This window comes from Pseudomonas sp. PS01300 (genome assembly GCF_029960155.1).
Taxonomy (GTDB): Bacteria; Pseudomonadota; Gammaproteobacteria; order Pseudomonadales; family Pseudomonadaceae; genus Aquipseudomonas; species Aquipseudomonas palmensis.
The window spans coordinates 53,700-71,419 of sequence record NZ_JASCPN010000006.1; the positions used below are offsets into that span (position 1 = coordinate 53,700).

Annotated in this window: 19 protein-coding genes, 1 tRNA gene and 4 pseudogenes; 12 read left to right on the forward strand and 12 right to left on the reverse strand. The window is 61.7% G+C overall.

From position 1 onward, the window contains the following. Positions 1 to 69 precede the first annotated feature (69 nt). Positions 70 to 261, reverse strand: a complete 192-nt coding sequence (locus tag QMX96_RS05475) for a hypothetical protein (RefSeq protein WP_043861717.1) — start codon at positions 259 to 261, stop codon at positions 70 to 72. 168 nt (positions 262 to 429) lie between these two features. Here QMX96_RS05475 and QMX96_RS05480 point away from each other — a divergent pair, with 168 nt between their 5' ends. Both QMX96_RS05480 and QMX96_RS05485 read left to right on the forward strand, forming a co-directional pair. Next, positions 430 to 831 carry a glycine zipper domain-containing protein gene (locus tag QMX96_RS05480; RefSeq protein ID WP_043861716.1) on the forward strand — a complete coding sequence of 134 codons (402 nt, stop codon included), beginning with the start codon at positions 430 to 432 and terminating at the stop codon, positions 829 to 831. A 214-nt stretch (positions 832 to 1,045) separates the two neighbouring features. Further along, the gene (locus QMX96_RS05485) at positions 1,046 to 1,609 is read left to right on the forward strand and encodes a hypothetical protein (RefSeq protein ID WP_116053627.1); all 564 of its coding nucleotides are present in this window, start codon (positions 1,046 to 1,048) and stop codon (positions 1,607 to 1,609) included. A gap of 36 nt (positions 1,610 to 1,645) precedes the next feature. Here the strand turns inward: QMX96_RS05485 and QMX96_RS05490 are convergent, their stop codons facing one another. The 3 genes and pseudogenes from QMX96_RS05490 to QMX96_RS05500 form a co-directional block, all read right to left on the reverse strand. Further along, on the reverse strand, positions 1,646 to 1,948 hold the full coding sequence (locus QMX96_RS05490) for a hypothetical protein (protein WP_282361324.1): 303 nt from the start codon (positions 1,946 to 1,948) through the stop codon (positions 1,646 to 1,648). Between the two features lie 78 nt (positions 1,949 to 2,026). Continuing rightward, positions 2,027 to 2,398: a CZB domain-containing protein gene (locus QMX96_RS05495; RefSeq protein ID WP_321141387.1), complete on the reverse strand. Its 372-nt coding sequence runs from the start codon at positions 2,396 to 2,398 to the stop codon at positions 2,027 to 2,029. Next, positions 2,375 to 2,776, reverse strand: a pseudogene (locus QMX96_RS05500) (methyl-accepting chemotaxis protein); the annotation flags it as partial. The pseudogene QMX96_RS05500 and the gene QMX96_RS05495, both read right to left, overlap by 24 nt. 447 nt (positions 2,777 to 3,223) lie before the next feature. Here QMX96_RS05500 and QMX96_RS05505 point away from each other — a divergent pair. Further along, a complete protein-coding gene (locus QMX96_RS05505) occupies positions 3,224 to 3,745 on the forward strand; it encodes a hypothetical protein (protein WP_282361325.1) in 522 nt (173 codons plus the stop codon). Between the two features lie 32 nt (positions 3,746 to 3,777). On the opposite strand, the gene QMX96_RS05510 is transcribed toward QMX96_RS05505, so the two are convergent. Beyond that, entirely contained in the window at positions 3,778 to 4,200 is a 423-nt protein-coding gene (locus QMX96_RS05510; RefSeq protein WP_058540370.1) for a hypothetical protein, read from the reverse strand. On the opposite strand from QMX96_RS05510, the gene QMX96_RS05515 reads away from it, so the two are divergent. The 4 genes from QMX96_RS05515 to QMX96_RS05530 all read left to right on the forward strand — a co-directional run bounded on the left by QMX96_RS05515 (position 4,178) and on the right by QMX96_RS05530 (position 5,906). Further along, the gene (locus tag QMX96_RS05515) at positions 4,178 to 4,765 is read left to right on the forward strand and encodes a GNAT family N-acetyltransferase (RefSeq protein ID WP_282361326.1); all 588 of its coding nucleotides are present in this window, start codon (positions 4,178 to 4,180) and stop codon (positions 4,763 to 4,765) included. The two genes, QMX96_RS05510 and QMX96_RS05515, sit on opposite strands and share 23 nt — an antisense overlap. A gap of 46 nt (positions 4,766 to 4,811) precedes the next feature. After that, positions 4,812 to 5,066, forward strand: a complete 255-nt coding sequence (locus tag QMX96_RS05520) for a hypothetical protein (protein WP_054914290.1) — start codon at positions 4,812 to 4,814, stop codon at positions 5,064 to 5,066. Between the two features lie 155 nt (positions 5,067 to 5,221). After that, positions 5,222 to 5,554, forward strand: a complete 333-nt coding sequence (locus tag QMX96_RS05525; RefSeq protein WP_043861710.1) for a hypothetical protein — start codon at positions 5,222 to 5,224, stop codon at positions 5,552 to 5,554. Between the two features lie 25 nt (positions 5,555 to 5,579). Then, complete coding sequence (locus tag QMX96_RS05530) at positions 5,580 to 5,906, forward strand: DUF2388 domain-containing protein (RefSeq protein ID WP_043861709.1); 327 nt, start codon at positions 5,580 to 5,582, stop codon at positions 5,904 to 5,906. A 129-nt stretch (positions 5,907 to 6,035) separates the two neighbouring features. Here the strand turns inward: QMX96_RS05530 and QMX96_RS26945 are convergent. Then, positions 6,036 to 6,227 (reverse strand): annotated as a pseudogene (locus QMX96_RS26945) (hypothetical protein); the annotation flags it as partial. Between the two features lie 170 nt (positions 6,228 to 6,397). Here QMX96_RS26945 and QMX96_RS05540 point away from each other — a divergent pair. After that, the gene (locus tag QMX96_RS05540) at positions 6,398 to 7,546 is read left to right on the forward strand and encodes a serine hydrolase domain-containing protein (RefSeq protein ID WP_253087054.1); all 1,149 of its coding nucleotides are present in this window, start codon (positions 6,398 to 6,400) and stop codon (positions 7,544 to 7,546) included. Positions 7,547 to 7,580: 34 nt separating this feature from the next. Here QMX96_RS05540 and QMX96_RS05545 read toward each other — a convergent pair whose 3' ends face one another. Both QMX96_RS05545 and QMX96_RS05550 read right to left on the reverse strand, forming a co-directional pair. Beyond that, on the reverse strand, positions 7,581 to 7,877 hold the full coding sequence (locus QMX96_RS05545; RefSeq protein WP_043861706.1) for a hypothetical protein: 297 nt from the start codon (positions 7,875 to 7,877) through the stop codon (positions 7,581 to 7,583). A gap of 235 nt (positions 7,878 to 8,112) precedes the next feature. After that, positions 8,113 to 8,532 carry a hypothetical protein gene (locus tag QMX96_RS05550; protein ID WP_147303867.1) on the reverse strand — a complete coding sequence of 140 codons (420 nt, stop codon included), beginning with the start codon at positions 8,530 to 8,532 and terminating at the stop codon, positions 8,113 to 8,115. Positions 8,533 to 8,846: 314 nt separating this feature from the next. Here QMX96_RS05550 and QMX96_RS05555 point away from each other — a divergent pair, with 314 nt between their 5' ends. Continuing rightward, positions 8,847 to 9,332 carry a GNAT family N-acetyltransferase gene (locus tag QMX96_RS05555; protein WP_282361327.1) on the forward strand — a complete coding sequence of 162 codons (486 nt, stop codon included), beginning with the start codon at positions 8,847 to 8,849 and terminating at the stop codon, positions 9,330 to 9,332. 72 nt (positions 9,333 to 9,404) lie between these two features. Here the strand turns inward: QMX96_RS05555 and QMX96_RS05560 are convergent, their stop codons facing one another. Together QMX96_RS05560 and QMX96_RS05565 are read right to left on the reverse strand one after the other, a co-directional pair. Continuing rightward, complete coding sequence (locus QMX96_RS05560; RefSeq protein ID WP_282361328.1) at positions 9,405 to 9,872, reverse strand: anti-virulence regulator CigR family protein; 468 nt, start codon at positions 9,870 to 9,872, stop codon at positions 9,405 to 9,407. A gap of 103 nt (positions 9,873 to 9,975) precedes the next feature. Next, positions 9,976 to 10,176 carry a hypothetical protein gene (locus QMX96_RS05565; protein WP_054914285.1) on the reverse strand — a complete coding sequence of 67 codons (201 nt, stop codon included), beginning with the start codon at positions 10,174 to 10,176 and terminating at the stop codon, positions 9,976 to 9,978. 146 nt (positions 10,177 to 10,322) lie between these two features. Here QMX96_RS05565 and QMX96_RS05570 point away from each other — a divergent pair. Then, a pseudogene (locus QMX96_RS05570) lies at positions 10,323 to 10,445 on the forward strand (integrase); the annotation flags it as partial. A 99-nt stretch (positions 10,446 to 10,544) separates the two neighbouring features. Here QMX96_RS05570 and QMX96_RS05575 read toward each other — a convergent pair. Together QMX96_RS05575 and QMX96_RS05580 are read right to left on the reverse strand one after the other, a co-directional pair. Next, a tRNA-Cys gene (locus QMX96_RS05575) sits at positions 10,545 to 10,618 on the reverse strand. Positions 10,619 to 10,800: 182 nt separating this feature from the next. After that, a complete protein-coding gene (locus tag QMX96_RS05580) occupies positions 10,801 to 12,966 on the reverse strand; it encodes a methyl-accepting chemotaxis protein (protein WP_100632511.1) in 2,166 nt (721 codons plus the stop codon). 302 nt (positions 12,967 to 13,268) lie between these two features. Between QMX96_RS05580 and QMX96_RS05585 the strand changes: the two genes are divergently transcribed. Together QMX96_RS05585 and QMX96_RS05590 are read left to right on the forward strand one after the other, a co-directional pair. Further along, positions 13,269 to 15,215, forward strand: coding sequence for a methyl-accepting chemotaxis protein (locus QMX96_RS05585; protein ID WP_282361329.1), 1,947 nt, complete (start codon positions 13,269 to 13,271; stop codon positions 15,213 to 15,215). Positions 15,216 to 15,369: 154 nt separating this feature from the next. Beyond that, positions 15,370 to 17,514: pseudogene (locus QMX96_RS05590) on the forward strand (TonB-dependent siderophore receptor); the annotation flags it as partial. Positions 17,515 to 17,720 lie beyond the last annotated feature (206 nt).

Consider the following 17,720-nt stretch of genomic DNA (forward strand, 5'->3'; position numbering starts at 1 on the left):
CTTGCACATGGAAAATTTTATGTACAAGTTAATTGCCGTATCTGTACACGCTAGCACAGCCTGCAGAAATCACTGCTTGACGAACACTACCCACGACGGCGAGGAGTCGATGATCTGCTCCTTGAACTCGATCTGGACCTGCCCTGCCCCGAACAGGCTGATGTCCTTCAGGCCCAGGCCACCCTGAACCACCACCCGTGCATCCTGCGGAAGCCGCGACAAGGCTGCCACCAGCTCGCCAACGGTCTTGTACTGCGCCATATCAACCTCACTGTGCAAAAGCCAATCGGCCATCTTCGCCGAGGCCCGCGAAGCCTCGCAAGGGCGCACCACGTTTTTAAATGGCGCGACCGGAAACCAAACCTTCGGCGCGCGGTCTGAACAGCACCAAAAAATCATCTTGCAGATCAAGTACCTGAGGTTCACATCATGCGTTTCACCCTGCCTACCCTCGCCCTGGGTATCCTGCTGCCCCTGACTGCCGTTGCCGGCGACGGCACCACCGCCATCGGTGGCGGGCTGGGCGGCGCACTGGGCAATGTGGTTGGCCAGCAGATCGGCGGCAGCACCGGCGCCGCCATCGGTGCCGGGCTGGGTGGCGCTGCAGGTAGCGCGGCTGGTGCGCGCAAGGGCAACCGCACCCAGGCCGCCGTGGGCGGTGGCCTGGGGTCGGCTGGCGGCTCGCTGATCGGCAATGCGCTGGGCGGCTCCACCGGTTCGACCGTCGGCGCCGGCCTGGGCGGCGCGGCCGGGGGCGCGGTGGGCAATCATCTGGCAGATGACAACAGGCACAGCGCCAGCAAGCACAAGCGCAAGCACCGCCACCGCTAAGTCGCCTGCCACTACGCAAACGTCCGGCACATGGCCGGACGTTTGCGTTCAAGCCTTGTGCAAATCACGATTTTCTTTTGAATCAGAAACACTTTTGAGAAAAATCCTACATAAAGCGAATCGGCTTTCTGTTTGACTGAGTGCAATACGCCGCCAAATAGGCGTGGCTTTTTCGCGTGCATCACGCGGCACCGTCTGATCAAAAGGTTTCGACTTGAACGCTCATCTGCTGACCATCACCTTGGGGCTGCTCCTGGCACCTGCCACTTGGGCCGACTACTGGCCGGGAAACGCCAAAATCTGGAAGTTCGAACCCGACAACTTTGCTGGCATCAAGCTCAATGGCAACAACCTTGCCGAATTCGCACCCTGTTCCGCCGACGCTACGCATATCCCTCCCGAGGTGATGTGCCTGGAGCAGACGTCGATGAGTGATTACTACCAGGTCAGGGGCGCTCCCTACATCGGACTTGGCGCGGACTACCAGCTGGGCATGAAGCTCAACGCAGGGCAGTTGGAGTACCTGTCTATATCGGGCAGCGCGGAAGGCTTCAACGAGGTGCAACAGTTGCTCGTGTCCAAATACGGCCAACCGAATCGGCGCGAGAACCAGAACCTGGAGATGCGCTCAGGGCTTCTGTTCAACAACGACATTCTGATCTGGGACGGCAAGCACGTAGCCATTACGCTGCAGCGCGATGCTGAAGACTACCGACGCTACTCGGCGAGGTTCAGCAACCTCGACAGCCACCCGGAGATGGTGGAAAACCCGCGATAAAAACTTGCCAGCACGTGCCGACGCAGCCAACCAACGTCAAAGCAGCAAAAGGCCGTACCACAGCGCAAACAGCGCCATTGCAATGCCTTGCACCACAAGCAGCACGCGAGCGCCATGGGGCCGGAACGCCAACAGCCAATAGGCAAACACCAGTGGCAGGCACAGCAGGTTGGTCAGTGCCAGCGCGAAGATCGCCAGCACCGGGCCCAGCGAGGGGAACATGCTGGCCGGGCTCAACAGGCAGTACAGGGAAGCACAGAGACCAACCGCCGCAATGATGACTGCACAGACAACGCAGAAACGACGCGCGACGTCGCGCTCATCCAGCTCCCCAACCATGCGGCACTCCCTTTACCCGATCCGATCGCACGGATCCTACCACTTTTGCTCCCTCGCGCCTGTGCCTGCAACTGTCGATCAGTCGCCGCGATGGGCGAGCGCCTGCAGCACCTGGTTCACCTTGAGGCTGGCGGTCTCCATGCTGTCCAGCGAGGCCACCACCGCGCTCCAGTCCTTGTGCTGCGCCTGGTGCAGCGCATGGCTGGCCGATTCATGGCAGATACGGTGGGGGTCGTCGAGCTGGGCGAATGCCCGGTCGTGCTGGTAGATCTGCTGGGTTTCCGGCATCAGGTACCACTTGCCCAGGCGGCAATGCTTATGGTCCGACAGCTCAAGGTTCGGGTCCTGATTGAACAGGCGCAGGTACACCATCAGCTTGAACAACAGGTGGTCGAGCTTGACCGCCTCGCAGAACGAACTGAGCGCCATGTTCTCGATCAGGGTGGTCATGTGGTCCCCCATCACCACCATTTCGTCCAGGGTCTGTGCCGAGGTCGACACGTCGCCAGCCAGGCGCGTGGCTTCATTGGAGAGGTTGCCGATCGAGTTGCTCGCCGCCGTGGTATCGACATTGATGGCGTCCACCAGCACGCTGATGTCCTGGGTGGCCTGGTGGGTGCGCTGGGCCAGGGCCCGTACCTCGTCGGCCACCACCGCAAACCCGCGCCCCTGCTCACCGGCCCGCGCCGCCTCGATGGCGGCGTTGAGTGCCAGCAGGTTGGTCTGGTCTGAAATGGCCTTGATCAAGCCCACGATGCTGCTGATTTCGCTGACCCGCGCCTGCAGGTGGGTCACGCTCTCGACACTGCTCACGCCTTGACCGGCCATGTGCGTGAGCGAGGTGGAGAACGACGAAAGCAGTTCGGACGTCTCGCTGAACACGCCGCTGTTGGCCTTGAGGTGGTCGACCTCCCCGCGCAGGGTTTCGGCCTGGCTGACTACCCCATCACGGGTCTGCTTCATCGACTCGTCGAACATGCCCATCTTGCTGTGCAGATCACATTGGTAACGGCTGTAGGCATTGAGCTCGGCCTGCTCACCCTGGGTTTGCGCCAGCAAATCGGTCAGTTGCTGGTTTTCCTGCTGGAGCGCCAGATTCTGCTGCTTCAGCTCCTGCAACTCACGCGCCTGTGCGCTGACCTGTTCTCGCCACTTTCCACCAAACATTGCCACAACTCCCCGGCACGCAACGCCTATCGATATGTGCCTCGATTTTAAAGGCGCAGCAGGGAGGCAACATTGACATCAATCAGCCATCATGCATGAATTGGCCCCTTGCGCACTGCCGCAGAGCGTCTGCATCGCGTTTTTCGCATCCTTGAAAATGCCCGTGACCATGGCACAGTGCGTGGGCTGCAGTGTTTTCTCTTCGTTGTCGCAGGTAGCTGTATGGACAAACTCACCACCTTTCGAATGGGCCTCACCCTGGCTGCCGTACTGGGCCTGATGCCCCTGACGCTGCTGTTCATTGCCGGGTGCATCGGTTTTTTCTTCCCGATGTTGGTCATCAGTGAGCAACCGCTGTTCGCGATACCCATAGCGATGGGCCTGATGTCGATTTCGTTGTTCGGCCTCTGGTCGTGCTGGAAGATCTACCTGCTGGCGATGGCTGAAATACCCGTGGTACCCAACCGCCGCCTGCTGATCTGCGGGGTGGCAGTCACACTGATATGGGGCGGCGTGCTGGCCGGCTTCACTCACAAGTTCCCGCAGCTCGTGTATATCTTCATGATGCCCGGCCTGCTGTCGGCCGCCCTGTTGTGGCATACACTGCGGCGGGAACGGCAGGCGGGGTGACGCGCCCCTTCATCCCCCCCTTGGTCAACGGCTTAGCGCTGGTCAGCCTCCAGCGACCTATCGGGCCTGCGCCGCTCGAGGGCGACCGCAAGCCCCGCCAGCAAAATGGCCAGCGCGTAGGCAAAAAGACCAAGGTTGACGCCCAGGATCATCTTCTCCGAACCGTCTGTGAGTACCATCGAGCCGCCGTAGCCATCGCGCAGCCAGTACGCCATCAGGAACCCGCCTGTGACGAACAGGGTCAGCAGGCTCGCCAGCCTCAGGTTATCGCGCCCCCACACCAGCCAGACGCTGTACGCACCAATGGCGGTATTGGTGAAGAGTTGCCAGGTTTCATGCAGGCGCGCGTGTGGCTCCCAGGCCTGATTGAAGACGTGGGTATCATTGATTTCGAGGATCGGTACCACGACGGCGTAAAACACGATACCAACGGTGACCATCAACTTCGCTATCATCGCAAACTTCCTTGTTCAGACCATGACGGGACTATTCGGCACTGTAGCGCCAAGTTGCGTATATCGCGACTTTTATGGATTCAGTGTCCCTGAAGTACACTTCGCGGCATCAAACCGACAAGGCGAGACCATGAGCCTATCTATCAGGCAGGCCCTGGCAGAGGACATCCACCACCTGACAGGCATTGACGCTGTTGCACGCAACGATGAACGCCGCCGCGAGCAGCTTGCGCAGGCCATCCGCGCACGTGAGTGCTGGATTGCCTGCGAAGCGAACGACGCCGCCACCCCCTTGGGTTATGGTTGCCTGGACCGAAGCTTTTTCGGTGAGTACTTCATTCCCCTGGTGGTCGTTTCAGATGCATCCAGGCGCACCGGTGTCGGCCGCCAGCTGATGACACACCTGGAGCGAGTCGCCTCGGCGCAGAAGGTGTTCACATCCACCAACACCTCCAACCTGCCGATGCGCCAACTCCTGGCACAGCTGGGCTATCAACACAGCGGGACAATCGAAAACCTCGACCCGGGCGACCCGGAACTGGTGTTCGTGAAGTTCATGCGTTGAGCGGGCTTGTCGCCAGGCTTCGACAGAACAGAAAAGGATTTCATCGATGGCATTTTCCCCGACAGAACGTACTGCCCTGCTGGCGCTCAAGGGCGTAGGCCCCACCGTTATCACCCGGCTCGAGCAGATGGGCATCGATTCCCTGGCCGAGCTGGGCAGATCGGATGTCACTGACATCCTTGCCCAGGCATCTGCCGCATTGGGCTCGACCTGCTGGAAGAACAGCCCCCAGGCCAGGGCCGCCATTACCGCAGCCGTGGACCTGGCCAGAGGGCTGGCCGACGGTGAGCCCGCGCGCTAGTTCCCTCCCCATCGATGGCGGCACCGCCCCGGCGCAGCACTGGCATCGCCCGGGCGAATCTTTCAAAACGAGACTCAGCGCAGGGTAATGAAAACCATCACCCTGTAGTCTGCAGCGCTAACGCAACAATGATGCAACTACCAGGACCCGTGACCATGAAGTGCAAGTACCTGTTGCCCCTGGTGCTGCTGGCCGGCTGCACCACCCAGCCCAATCATCAGCCCAATCATCAAGGCATCGACTGGGGCCAGGGCACTTGCCCGGCCCCAGACCCGCAGAGCATCTCGCCCAACCACCAACTGGTGATCGAAGATGGCAAGACGCTCAAGTGCCAACTGCGCCCCTACGTGTCGAACATGGCATGCCAGGGCATCGTCGACAGCCAGAATGAAGGCGTCATCTGCCAGGACAACGTGGGCAACCAGATCATCTTTCTGTTCGACGACAAGGGCGTGCTGAGCCTGCATCGAAGCCTGAGATCACGCTAAGCTACCCGGTGCAATGGAACCGCAAATGACCGTATGGAACGCCCTGGGCGCCGCCCTGCTTGTCCTGGCCAGCAGCCACGCTGCGGCTGCCGAAAACGCCAATCCGTTCGATAAGGCGCTGATGTACACCACGTTCGTGCCGAGCATCCTGGTGGCGGGCACCACCGCGCTGACCTTCAATGCGCCCGATCTGTTCAAGTCGGCCAGAAGCGATGCGCTGGCCTTCGTTGGCTCGGATGGCCAGATACGCGGCGCACAGTTCGAGCAGGCGTCTCGGCATTATCGTGCGACCGCCCGGCCACCTTTGATGACAGATCGGCAGCTGGCTCAGGCGATCACCGCCACCTACTGACCGGGCGAGGGTTCAGGCACCGGACTCAGGATCGCTCGCAGGCACGTCGCGCGTCTCCTTTCTCTCATCGCCCTGCTCGCGCAATGGCGAGCCCGCATGCGGGTGGTCGTCGCGACTGTGGTTTCCTGCCTCGGGATGCTCGCTCAGTACCGAGTTGCCGGCCTCCACATCGGTCATGTCTTCTTCGACCGCCGCTTCGTCGTCAGGCGGCAGTGGCACCTCTGGCGCCTCGCGCCTTGGATCGTGACCGGTTTCGTTGTCGGTGGTGCGCGTAACGCCCTGCTGTGACCTGTTGCCAGGTGCGTTCTCGTCGATGTCCATGGTGCTTCTCCAGGCTGCTGCACGGGATGCCCGCGCATAAGCGTGAGAAGCTTCGAAGGGTGTGGGAGTGCCGGGCATTGGACGAACGGTGCGCACAAGCGCAGGGCACCGGCACCCCCACCGCGCAGTACGGGCTAGAGTTCAGCGCTCGATCGAATGGAGTCAATGAGATGCAGGTACAAGGACGATGTGACGCTGCTTTTGAACCGGTCCGCCAGGCCTTCGCCGCCATCCTGGAAGAGCCCCACGAGCGCGGTGGCGGTGTCTGCATACAGGTCGGCGGCAAGACCGTCGTAGACATCTGGGGCGGCGTGAAGGATGTGCACGGCCATGCCCCCTGGCAGCGCGATACCCTGGTCAACGCCTATTGCACCATCAAGCCGATCACCGCTGTGGCGGTACTCATGCTGGTGGAACGGGGCCGACTGGGTCTGGATGATCCCGTGGCCAAACACTGGCCTGAATTCGCCCGACACGGCAAAGAACGAATCACCCTTCGCCAGGTGTTGAGCCATACCAGCGGCTTGCCTGCGCTGCGCCTGCCGGATCGCACGCCCCACATGTACGACTGGAACCACATGGCCCAGGTGACAGCAGACGAACAACCGTGGTGGTCGCCAGGCACACAGGTGGGGTACGGCGCGACCACCTATGGCTGGATCATCGGCGAGTTGATCCGCCGCGTGGACGGTCGCGACGCCGGGGTTTTCATACACCAGGAGATCCTCGAACCCCATGCGCTGGATGTGTTCCTGGGCGTGCCTGCCGATCAGTTCAAGCGTATCGCTCACTTCGAACATGCGCCCGGCCGAGTGGGTGACCGGTTCGCACAGGACCTGCGCACCCTCATCCTCAATGAGCCTGCGCATGTGGCGACCCTGGCATTCACCAACCCCAGCCTTTCACCCACCCGTACGGGTAATCCGCGCTGGTGGGGCTACCACCAGCCGGGCGTCTGCAGCCATGGCAACGCCCATGGCCTGGCGGGCTTCTACAGTGCCCTGCTGCAAGGCAAGTTGTTGGGGCCACAACTGTTGAAGGCGTTCGGCACAGAGCAAAGTGCAGGGTTCGACCAGACCCTGCGGCGCCCCATGCGCTATGGCCTGGGTTGCATGATGGAACATGCCGCCGACCCTGACGCGTCCTATTGCATGGGGCCGCAGGCATTCGGTCATGTTGGGCTGGGCGGGCCGGTGGCGTTCGCAGACCCAGACCGGGAGATGAGCTTTGGTTTCGTGACCACCACCATGGGCAGCCATGTGCTGATGGACCCTCGCGCCAGAACGCTTGCGGCACTTGCCTTCGCAGCGGTTGAGTGACGCATCGTGCCAGCGCTTACCGGGCGCTGGCGTTTCAGTCCTGATCGGCCAGTTCGCAGACGCCATTCGCACGATTCTTGCCGGTGTACGACACATCCGGCGAGCCGTCGGGCCTGATGGTGAGCGACACGGTTATCCCGCTGCCCTTGGCTTCGAAATAGTTGTCGTTGAATTTCTTCAACGTGGCCTCTTTGCCATTGATATAGATCGGCCCGCCTTCATCGGCGTGAACCTCGATGTTGCCTGGGCAGGTGGCGTTAAGCAGCGGGATGTCCGCATGGGCAATGCCGGCAGCGCTCACCAGCAAGGCGCCCAACAGTAGCTGTTTCATTGAATTGTCTCCTGAGTCGGCCAGGTGCCGAAACATCAGCAATAGCTCACTTCAACGGTGCACGCCACCTTGGTGCAGGGGCGGATGAATCGAATGCGCTACCACAGCGATGGATTCAAGATGAAAAGAGCCCCTCTCGGTCAACCAGCAAAGTGGCTGCAAGCAAAATGCCACCAAGTGCAAGAATGTTCGGAGCTGTTTTAAAATGCGCACTTTGTCATTTCAAAGGAATGAACTAGTGGTAAGTCACAATGCCGTCGCGTGCCCACACTGTCACGGGCAAAATGTTCAACTGCTGTCCGTTATCCATGCCGCAGGCACCTCCCGCATCAAAACCACTCATCAAGTGCAATCCGGAGTAGGGCCAAGTGTTACGGTCGAGACGACGGGTAAACATCAGACTGACCTGGCCGCCAGCGTCTCTCCCCCACCAGGCAAACGCTTGCTGGGGCCCGTCATACTTACGATCGTGGGCTCCATCATCCTGTATGACGGCCTTAAACTCATGAACACCTGGTGGGGAGTCGATTGGACCAGGTTCTTCATTGGCGTTGCGTTCATTGCAATCGGCGTGATCGGTTTTGTTCGTCATTGGCGGTTCAACGTCGCGCAATACGACAAGTTGGAAGTCTGGCGCCGTAGTTGGCTTTGTCATGCTTGCGGCACCCGATTTGAGCCCTCATAACGTGTGAGGTCACTGTCCCGACGCGTACTTGAGCCCGTCTAGCGCGGGCTTTTTTTGAGCCATTTTTCTGCATGAGCATAATTTAAGGGCCGCCAGCTTCTGGTTGTACTCGTCGAGGCTCATGCCGCAGGCGCTGTCACCGTACTGGTTGGCCAGGTTCAGCTTTTGCTGGTTGATCCGGTCGGCGATGGTGGCGGCATCGGTCTGCTCATCACGCCCCTGGACATTGAAATAATGGTGGGTTGCCGGTATTGGTGAACATCAAGTCATCCGCAAGGCAAATCATGCAGCTAACGTTCCGACATCTCAGCGATGTTTCAACCGATGACATCATGGCGCTTAACAACAATCCAGATGTCTTACGCCAGATGCCCTTGGGCCGCCCCGACTTTGACGAAAAAAAATGCAAGGCATGGGTCGCCCAAAAAGAGGCCCAATGGGTCCTTAACGGATATGGGCCCTGGGCCTTCTTCGTCGAGAATGAATTTGCCGGTTGGGGTGGGCTACAGAAAGAGGGCGACGACGCCGATCTTGCCTTGGTGCTCCATCCACACTACTGGGGATTGGGAAAGGTAATTTTCAATGAAATCGTACGGCGCGCTGTTCAGGAGTTGAGGCTGGAGTCGATTACCCTACTGCTTCCACCAACCAGAGTTCGAATCAAAGGTGTACTGCGCCTAGGGTTTCGCCCTGACGGAGAAGTTGATATCGACGGTACGCACTTCAGGCGCTATCGGCTCCTTGTCAGGCCAAGCGCACAGCACCCGTAACCCTTCAACTCGCATCCAGAGGAGCAAGCGCGCCGCCTGAAAAGCCTGATGCGAGCTTCTAATAGATCGAGCTTAATCCAGCACTCCATTTATCACTTCGTAGATGATGCCAGTGGCAATAGCAACGAGAATCAAGTCTGTGCCAGCTTGTTGCCACTCATAGCCATCGTAGCGCGGTAGATGGCCGATAAGTCTTGCGTCGAGCTTTTTCGCGATGCCAGGAGGGAGCGGTTTTCCTCGTGCCAAGTTCTTCTGGATGCCAGGCGGTAGTGCTGGACTTGGGGCCCAATAATTGCGGTAACTGTTCAGTACATTCAGGACGCTGCCACGATCAATGTTCGGGCCGTGGTCCCAGTCATTTTGCCCTGAACGCGTTCCCTTCGCGCCGCTCCCCTGGTTGCCGTGGCCTTGAGCATTGTGGGCGTTACCCTTTCCGTTGCCTTGCCCTTTTCCATTACCGGGGTCAGCGCATGCGCCGACCGAGCCTGTAATTAAAACAAGGCTTGTAAGCACTGAGATCAACATTTTCGATTTGAGCATGGCCGTACTCTCAGAAAGGGGATAGCCCCTCCAATGTAGACGACGCTGGATGAAAAGATTCACTCACCCCCATGCCGCATCCGGCCACGGAGGGCCACCAGAGTCACCATCTGCCTGCCAGGTAGAACATGCCTCCTGCAAACACAGTCAAGATGATGCCGTCCAGTACATCGCCAAATGCGGCGTTATCTGAGCACCATGCTTCGAGCTGTGCGGCCAGAAAGAAGATCGCAATGAACAACACGACGCCCGCGATGCGCCGCTGAACCTTGAACCTGGCTTTGTCGGTTCCGAACCACAGCATTCACGCCTCCTTCAGTCATCCATCCATAACCCCACGATAACTTGCGTAGGCGCTCAGGTCACGGAGGGCGGCGCATGTATGGGGAAAGCCATGGACAAGTAGTCCGCCCAACATTTCAAGTCCGCAGCAGTGGCGCCACAACACTTCCGAAAGCGGCCTCGGTGATCGAGGATATCAGCCACGCCAGCCGGCTGCTGGGACACTCCAAAGAGGAGATAACGAGGCGTGTTTACCGACGCGTTGGGGAGGTGGTAAGCCCTACAAAATAGGTGGGGTTGCGGACCACATGCTAAAAGATGCGGAACACTTAGTGTTTTCTGCGCCCAAAGAAAAACCCCGCAGACGTTAATCTGCGGGGCTTTCAATAATGGAGGCCGAGGTCGGAATCGAACCGGCGTAGACGGATTTGCAATCCGGAGCATAACCACTTTGCTACTCGGCCTCAAATGACTGAACCCTCTGAAGCAGCTCAATCACGTACAAACTGTAGAGATTTGCATCTCATTGAAAACGTTGAGATTTTTATTTCTCGTCGCTTTCGATGGACGCCATTATGTCCGCATTCGGGAGGGCTTGCAACCCCCTGATTTAAAAAAGATTTGGGGTGGGTTTTCGCCAACGGGGTCATGCGGCGGCAGGCTCTCCTGCCCCGCGGCTGACTTCGAACACGCCCACCAGCTTCTGCAGCTTGTTCGCATTCAAGCGCACGGTCTCGGCACTGGTGTGCAACACCGTCACGGTCTGGCGCATTTCCAGTGACGCCTGATCGACCTCCTTGATGGTGCGCCCGTACTCGAGGCTGCGCTGGTTGAGCTGCTGGATGATGCCGAACATGTTCTCCACGGCCCGGTGCAATTGCACGTTCTCGGACGAGGCCTGCTCGGCCAGGCGCAGGCTGTCATCCACGTCCTGCACGCCGCTCTGCATGAAGCCCACGGCCTGCTGCGTCTCGCTGTGCAAACCGTCGACCATCGTACGGATATCGTCGGCCGCCCGTGCCGTGCGCGCCGCCAGGCTGCGCACCTCGTCGGCCACCACCGCAAAGCCGCGACCATGCTCGCCGGCACGCGCCGCCTCGATGGCGGCATTGAGCGCCAGCAGGTTGGTCTGGCTGGTGATGTCGCTGATCAGCCCGGTGATGTTGCCGATCTCGGCCATGCGGCTGTCCAGCAACCTGACACTGGACGATGAACGCTGCACCACATCGCGAATCGACTGGGTGCCCGCCTGCACGGTCAGGAACTGCTCCCGCGCCCGGCTGACCACCTCGTCCATGGCCTGCTTCATCTGCTCGGCGCCGGCCGAGGCCTGCTGGATCTCGCCCAGTTGCTCCTCCACGATCACCATCATGCGGTGCACGGCATCGGCCACCTCCTCGGAGGTGAGGCTGGCGGCCTGGCTGCGCCCCAGCATCATCTGGTTGGTGGTGCCCACGCTGTGGCTGGCCTTGATCACCTGCCCCACCACCGCGTCCAGGTGGTCGATGAAGCTGTTGATCCAGCGCCCCATGTCGCCGGTCTCGTCATTGGCCATGCGCGTGGTGTCCAGGCGCTGGCGCAGGTTGCCCTCGCCTTCGGCGATGGCCCTGATCACGCCGGTCATCTCGCTCAGGCGCGCGGCGAGGCGCCGCGGCCCCAGCACGCTGAACACCAGCGCGGCCAGCAGCAGGCTCACGCCCTCGCACGCATCGATCAGGCCCTGGTCGAGGCCGCTGTAGTGCTGCACCAGGTAGTTGCTGACGAACAGGCCGAGCATGGTCGCCAGGTACGGCTTCATCAGGCCGTAGCTCAGCGAGCGCCGCCGGTACACCTCCTCCAGGTCGGCTTCGCACATCATGCCCCAGCGGTCCGGCGAACCGGGCAACTGAAAGGTCACACCCTTGCCCACCACGGGAATGTGGCGGTAGTCCGAGTAGCCGGGGTAGCTCACGAACAGGTTGGCGCCGGTGCGGATGGTTTCGCGCACGCCGGGGTGCAATTGCCCGGTGGCCGGGTCGGTGAAGCGCAGCTCAAGCTCGGTGTGGCGCTGCACCTGCACGGTCTTCCACGGGGTGTGCACGCCGCTCTTGAGGTTCTCGCCGTGGCTGAAGGTGCCGTCCTCGAAGCGCGAGCGCGACAAGGCCACCCCCGGCTGCAGGCCGGGGTCGAAACGCGACTGCACCATGAACAGGTAGTTGTCCCCGGACTCGGCAAAGATATGCCCGGCCTCGCGCTGGATCAGGTCGCCCAGTACGTCGTTGGGCACCCGTGCACACAGGCAGCCCACCACCTGGCGGTCGACCTTGATCGGCTGGTAGAACATCAGCGTCACTTCATCATGAAAGCTGGAGGTCGACGGGCCGATCGCCAGGGTCAGCGGGTCGCTGTAGGGCCCATGCAGAAACGGCGCCTTCAGCCCCTCGGCCAGCGGCCGTGGGTCGATGCGCGGGCGCGTGCCCTGGCCGCGCCAGGTCGAGGCAAGCACCTCGCCCGCCGCATCCACCACGAACAATTCGGAAAAGTCTTCGGCCTGCGCCAGCTTCTGCTGCAAGACCTGCCCATCGAGGCTGCGGATGTCGTTGCCGGCACTGGCGGCCAGCTCCGCCAGGTGCTCCCACTGCTCCTGGGCCCAGCCCTGCAGCAACTTGACGCGGGTATGCGCAATGGCTTCGAAGGTCTGCCCGATCACCGGGTACGCCGATCGGTTGAGGCGGCAGGCCCAGCCCATGGCCAGTTTGCCGGTCTTGCCAAACCATGGCAGCCAGCGCTTTTCTGCGGCGGACAGTTGCATGCAATTGTTCGATAGCGACATTTACATCTCCCGATACGACATTCCTTTGTCCATTCGGCAGGCAACTACCAGGCCAACGCAAAAAACCACCTTGAAAACCGACGCGCAAGCCAGCCAGATAGCACTCTGCCAGCCCCTTCCATGCCCCCTGCGAACCCACCTTTTCTGCGCCCCGAAACGGCGCATGAACGCGCTTGTGTGCACCGCAGGAGTGCGCAGATGAAATGTCCTACAATCCTTGCCTTTGCTGCTCAAGCGGCCGCTCGCCACGCCGATAACCCGACCAGACGAAACAACAATTAAACGGCGTCAGCGGAGCGGATATGAACATCAAACAGAAACTCACGTGGGGCTTCGCGACCATCGCCTGCGTACCGATACTGGTCGTCGCTACGCTGGTGATACTCAACATCCGCCTGGAGGCGCGGGACAACTTCGTCGACGGCAGCGACCGCGAAATTCGACAGGTGGCCAATGCCATGCAGTTGTTCTTCGACGGCATCAGCCAGAACATCGAATTTCTCAGCAAGCTGCCCATGCTGCAGAACACCGACGCCAGCCTGAAGAAGTACATTTCGCCCGACGCCCCCACGCTGCCGATGGGGCCGCAGGACAAACCGGTGTTCGACTACTTTGCCCGCCTCGGCGCCAGCCACCCGGCCTATGGCTACATCTCCATCGGCACCACCGAGGGCGGCTACATCTCATGGCCCGAAGACCCCAGCCTGGCCAACTACGATCCGCGCCAGCGCCCCTGGTTCAAGATGGCCCAGGCCAACCCGGGCAAGACCCTGCGTACCGCCGCCTACTACTGGGCCAACGACGACGCGGTGCTGGTCAGCACCGTGCGCAGCCTGCCCAACGCGCTGGGCGCCAACGGCGGCGTGGTGAGCGTGGATGTGTCGCTCAAGCAACTGACCGAGATCATCAAGCAGCTCAAGCTGGGTGAAACCGGCTACGTGATGCTGCTGGAGCAGAGCGGCAACATCCTGGTCGACCCCAAGCAGCCGGCGCACAACTTCAAACAGCTCGACAGCCTCGGCCAGGGCTATGCGCAACTGGCCAAGACTACCCAGGGGCTGGTGGAGATCGAGCTTGACGGTGAGCGCTACATGGCCAACGTGTGGCCTTCCGAGCAACTGGGCTGGCGCTTCATCGGCCTGGTCAAGCAGAGTGAAGTGATGGCTTCGGCCACCCGCCTCACCTGGCTGATCGTCGGCATTGCCGCCGCGCTTGGGCTGCTGTTCGCCTTCGTCGGTGCCAGCTTTGCCCAGGTCATCGTGCGCCCGATCAACGACGTGTCCCACGGCCTGGAAGGCATCGCCCAGGGCGAAGGCGACCTGACCCGCAACCTGCATGTGCGCGGCAACGACGAAACGGCCCAGCTCTCGGGCTGGTTCAACCAGTTCCTGGGCGCGATCCGCAGCCTGATCCAGCACATCATGCACGCCGCCGATGGCATCCTGACCAACTCCCACAGCGCCACCAGCGTGTCCAACGAAATGGCCGACGCCGCCAGTCGCCAGCGCGAGGCCGTGGACATGGTGTCGACCGCCTTCCATGAAATGGTCGCCACCGCCAACGAGGTCGCGCGTTCGTGCAGCCAAGCCGCCGAGTCGGCCGACAACGGCCAGCGCCAGGCTTCCGAGGGCCAGCAGCAGATCGACGCCGCCGTGGGCAGCGTCGACCAGCTCAGCCAGGAAATCGCCCAGTCGGCGCAATCCATGCAGCAGCTGGAGCGCGACAGCAACGCCATCCAGTCGATCCTCAGCACCATCCGCTCGATTGCCGAGCAGACCAACCTGCTGGCCCTGAACGCGGCCATCGAGGCGGCGCGGGCCGGCGAGCAGGGTCGCGGCTTTGCCGTGGTGGCCGACGAAGTGCGTGCGCTGGCCAAGCGCACGGCCGACTCCACCGCCGAGATCGACGGCATGCTCGCCAACCTGGCCCGCGGCACCAGCCAGGTCGCCGCACAGATGAACACCAGCCTGAGCCTGTCGCAGGACTCGGTCAGCCGCATCGGCGAGGCACGCACCCGCTTTGGCCAGATCCGCGAGTCGGTGGACATGATCCGCGACATGAACACCCAGATCGCCACCGCCGCCGAAGAGCAGCACCAGGTGGCCGAAAGCATCAACCAGCACATCAGCCAGATCCACGGCGATGCGCAGCGGGTGGCGCAACTGGCCAGTGAAGCCAAGAGCGATGCGTTCAACCTGACCCAGCTGTCCAACGAAATGAACACGCTGGTACGGCGCTTCAAAACCTGAAAAAAAGGCGCTGCACGATTTATTTTGCAGCGCCTCTGTCACTTTTTGTTTCTCGTGCGGCAACAGGGTTACTGAGAACCATTCACATCAGGAACCTGACCCCATGTCCGTTGCCGCCCCTACGCCCCGCCCTCACCTGCTGGCGCTTGCGATTGCCTGCGCCGGTATCGCCACGCCGCTGCTGGCCGCCGATGAACAGGCTGTGCCCCAAGCCCGGCTGAACCTGCCGCAAACCGACGTCAACGCCACCCGCATCGCCGACGGCAGCGCCGAAGCCGGCTACCTCACCGACTCGCTGAAGAACGTCGGCGCCCTGGGCGGCATGGCCCTCAAGGACACGCCCTATTCGATCAGCGTGGTGTCCAGCGAGCTGATCCGCAACACCCAGGCCACCTCCACCGACGACATCTTCAAGCTCAGCCCCTTCACCCAGTTCACCTCGCCCTCGGGCGCCGGCTATGCCAGTTCGGTGGCGATCCGCGGTTTCAACGACCTGGGCAATCTCAACATCGCCAACGACGGCCTGCGTTTCAGCAATGGCTCCGACAGCGGCAACTTCGTCGAGGAGATGGAGCGCCTGGAGATCGTCACCGGCCTCAGCGGCTTCCTGTATGGCCCCGGCAGCCCGGGCGGGCTGGTCAACTACGTGCTCAAGCGCCCCACCTACGAGCGCTACAACAGCGTGACCCTGGGCAACGCCGGCGGCGAGAACGCCTATGTGCACGGCGACTTCGGCGGCCCGATCGACGATCAGGGCGTGCTGGCCTACCGCGTCAACGTGCTGGCCCAGGACGGCGAGACCGCCATCGACCTGCAGAACCGCCGTCGCAAGATGGTCAGCCTGGCGCTGGACTGGAACGTCAGCGACGACCTGCTGGTGCAGTTCGACGCCTCGTACAAGAAAAACCAGACCCACGGCCTGACCAGCTACTGGTACTTCGCCGACCAGCGCCTGCGCCCCGACGCCGATCAGTTGGACAACGACAAGCTCTACAGCCAGCGCTGGGCGTTCTCCGACAGCGAGCACGAGCGCGTCGGCAGCCGCTTCAACTGGCGCCTGAACGAGGTGTTCAGCCTGCGCGGCGCGGTGGCCCACGACCGCAACCGCACCCAGTACGCCTACACCGGCCCCACCGTGACCTCGCCCGGGGTCTACAGCCAACCGCTGTACGCCTTCGCCCCGGTCGAGCGCGAGGAAACCTCGGCCTACCTGTTCGCCGACGCGGCCTTCGACACCGCCAGCATCGGCCACAAGGTCACCTTCGGCTACCAGGGCAACGTGGCGCGGGTACGCGACTACACCGACTACATTCCCTTCCCGGGGCCGCAGTACCAGCCGGTGGGCGGCAACGGCTCGATCACGCTGGATGAAACCCCGCAGTACGCCAAGCCCGACTACTCCATCGGCCACGGCGACCAGCGCCTGTCGTCGCGCACCCAGGCCGACAACCTGCTGCTGGGCGATGTGATCACCTTCAACGAACAATGGTCGACCATCCTCGGCGTCACCCGCACCCGCATCAAGACCTTCAGCGACAACTTCGTGTGGGCCGAATCGTTCGGCACCCCGAGCCAGATCGACAACTACAACCAGAGCAAGACCTCGCCCAACGTCTCGCTGATCTACAAGCCGCTGCCCTGGCTGACCACCTACGCCACCTACATCGAAGGCCTGCAGGCCGGCGGCATCGCGCCCAACACCGCACTCAACGCCGGCCAGGCCATGGCCCCGGCCGTCAGCGAGCAGTACGAGGTGGGGGTCAAGGCCGAAGTGGGCGAAGCCCTGCTGACCCTGGCACTGTTCAACATCGACAAGCCCAATGGCTACACCAACCAGCAGCAGATCTACGTGCAGGACGGACGCCAGGAGAACACCGGCCTGGAGTTCGGCATCACCGGCAAGGTCACCCCGCAGCTGACCCTGGTCAGCGGCCTGACCCTGCTCGACCCCCAGGTGAAGAAGGCGGCCAACGCCAGCATCGAGGGCAACAAGCCGGTGGGCGTGGCCAGCCAGCTGGCCAAGGTGTACGCCGAATACGACCTGAACGGCGTGCCCGGATTCGCCGTGACCGGCGGCGCCTATTACACCGGCAAGCAGTACGTGGATGAGGCCAACCACTACAGCCTGCCGTCGTTCACCACCTTCGATGCCGGTGCGCGTTATCGCCTGCCGCTGGCGGACAACGCCCTGACCCTGCGCGCCAACGTCAGCAACCTGACCAACAAGGCGTACTGGCTGAGCGACCACTTCCTGGGCGCGCCGCGTACCCTGACGTTCTCGGCACAGCTGGAGTTCTGAGCCCTTTCGCCGGCATTGCCGGCTCCTGCACGGGCGCACGCAGCCTGCAGGAGCCGGCGTTGCTGGCCAAATGCCCACCTCGCGCCGCGCAAATCCCTGAGCGCCGCCAAAATCAGTACCAAAGAACCATTGCCGTTCGCATCCGGCCCTGATATTGAGTGTGCCGCTTTGCGCACCCGCGCCTTTCGTTTCCTCTTGCCCACCCC

What these genes read in the sequence shown, in the direction of transcription:
- QMX96_RS05475 (WP_043861717.1), bottom strand. Translation starts at nt 261, where the DNA reads ATGGCGCAGTACAAGACCGTTGGCGAGCTGGTGGCAGCCTTGTCGCGG.
- QMX96_RS05480 (WP_043861716.1), top strand. Translation starts at nt 430, where the DNA reads ATGCGTTTCACCCTGCCTACCCTCGCCCTGGGTATCCTGCTGCCCCTG.
- QMX96_RS05490 (WP_282361324.1), bottom strand. Translation starts at nt 1,948, where the DNA reads ATGGTTGGGGAGCTGGATGAGCGCGACGTCGCGCGTCGTTTCTGCGTT.
- QMX96_RS05495 (WP_321141387.1), bottom strand. Translation starts at nt 2,398, where the DNA reads ATGACCACCCTGATCGAGAACATGGCGCTCAGTTCGTTCTGCGAGGCG.
- QMX96_RS05510 (WP_058540370.1), bottom strand. Translation starts at nt 4,200, where the DNA reads ATGATAGCGAAGTTGATGGTCACCGTTGGTATCGTGTTTTACGCCGTC.
- QMX96_RS05520 (WP_054914290.1), top strand. Translation starts at nt 4,812, where the DNA reads ATGGCATTTTCCCCGACAGAACGTACTGCCCTGCTGGCGCTCAAGGGC.
- QMX96_RS05525 (WP_043861710.1), top strand. Translation starts at nt 5,222, where the DNA reads ATGAAGTGCAAGTACCTGTTGCCCCTGGTGCTGCTGGCCGGCTGCACC.
- QMX96_RS05530 (WP_043861709.1), top strand. Translation starts at nt 5,580, where the DNA reads ATGACCGTATGGAACGCCCTGGGCGCCGCCCTGCTTGTCCTGGCCAGC.
- QMX96_RS05540 (WP_253087054.1), top strand. Translation starts at nt 6,398, where the DNA reads ATGCAGGTACAAGGACGATGTGACGCTGCTTTTGAACCGGTCCGCCAG.
- QMX96_RS05545 (WP_043861706.1), bottom strand. Translation starts at nt 7,877, where the DNA reads ATGAAACAGCTACTGTTGGGCGCCTTGCTGGTGAGCGCTGCCGGCATT.
- QMX96_RS05550 (WP_147303867.1), bottom strand. Translation starts at nt 8,532, where the DNA reads ATGACAAAGCCAACTACGGCGCCAGACTTCCAACTTGTCGTATTGCGC.
- QMX96_RS05555 (WP_282361327.1), top strand. Translation starts at nt 8,847, where the DNA reads ATGCAGCTAACGTTCCGACATCTCAGCGATGTTTCAACCGATGACATC.
- QMX96_RS05560 (WP_282361328.1), bottom strand. Translation starts at nt 9,872, where the DNA reads ATGCTCAAATCGAAAATGTTGATCTCAGTGCTTACAAGCCTTGTTTTA.
- QMX96_RS05565 (WP_054914285.1), bottom strand. Translation starts at nt 10,176, where the DNA reads ATGCTGTGGTTCGGAACCGACAAAGCCAGGTTCAAGGTTCAGCGGCGC.
- QMX96_RS05580 (WP_100632511.1), bottom strand. Translation starts at nt 12,966, where the DNA reads ATGTCGCTATCGAACAATTGCATGCAACTGTCCGCCGCAGAAAAGCGC.
- QMX96_RS05585 (WP_282361329.1), top strand. Translation starts at nt 13,269, where the DNA reads ATGAACATCAAACAGAAACTCACGTGGGGCTTCGCGACCATCGCCTGC.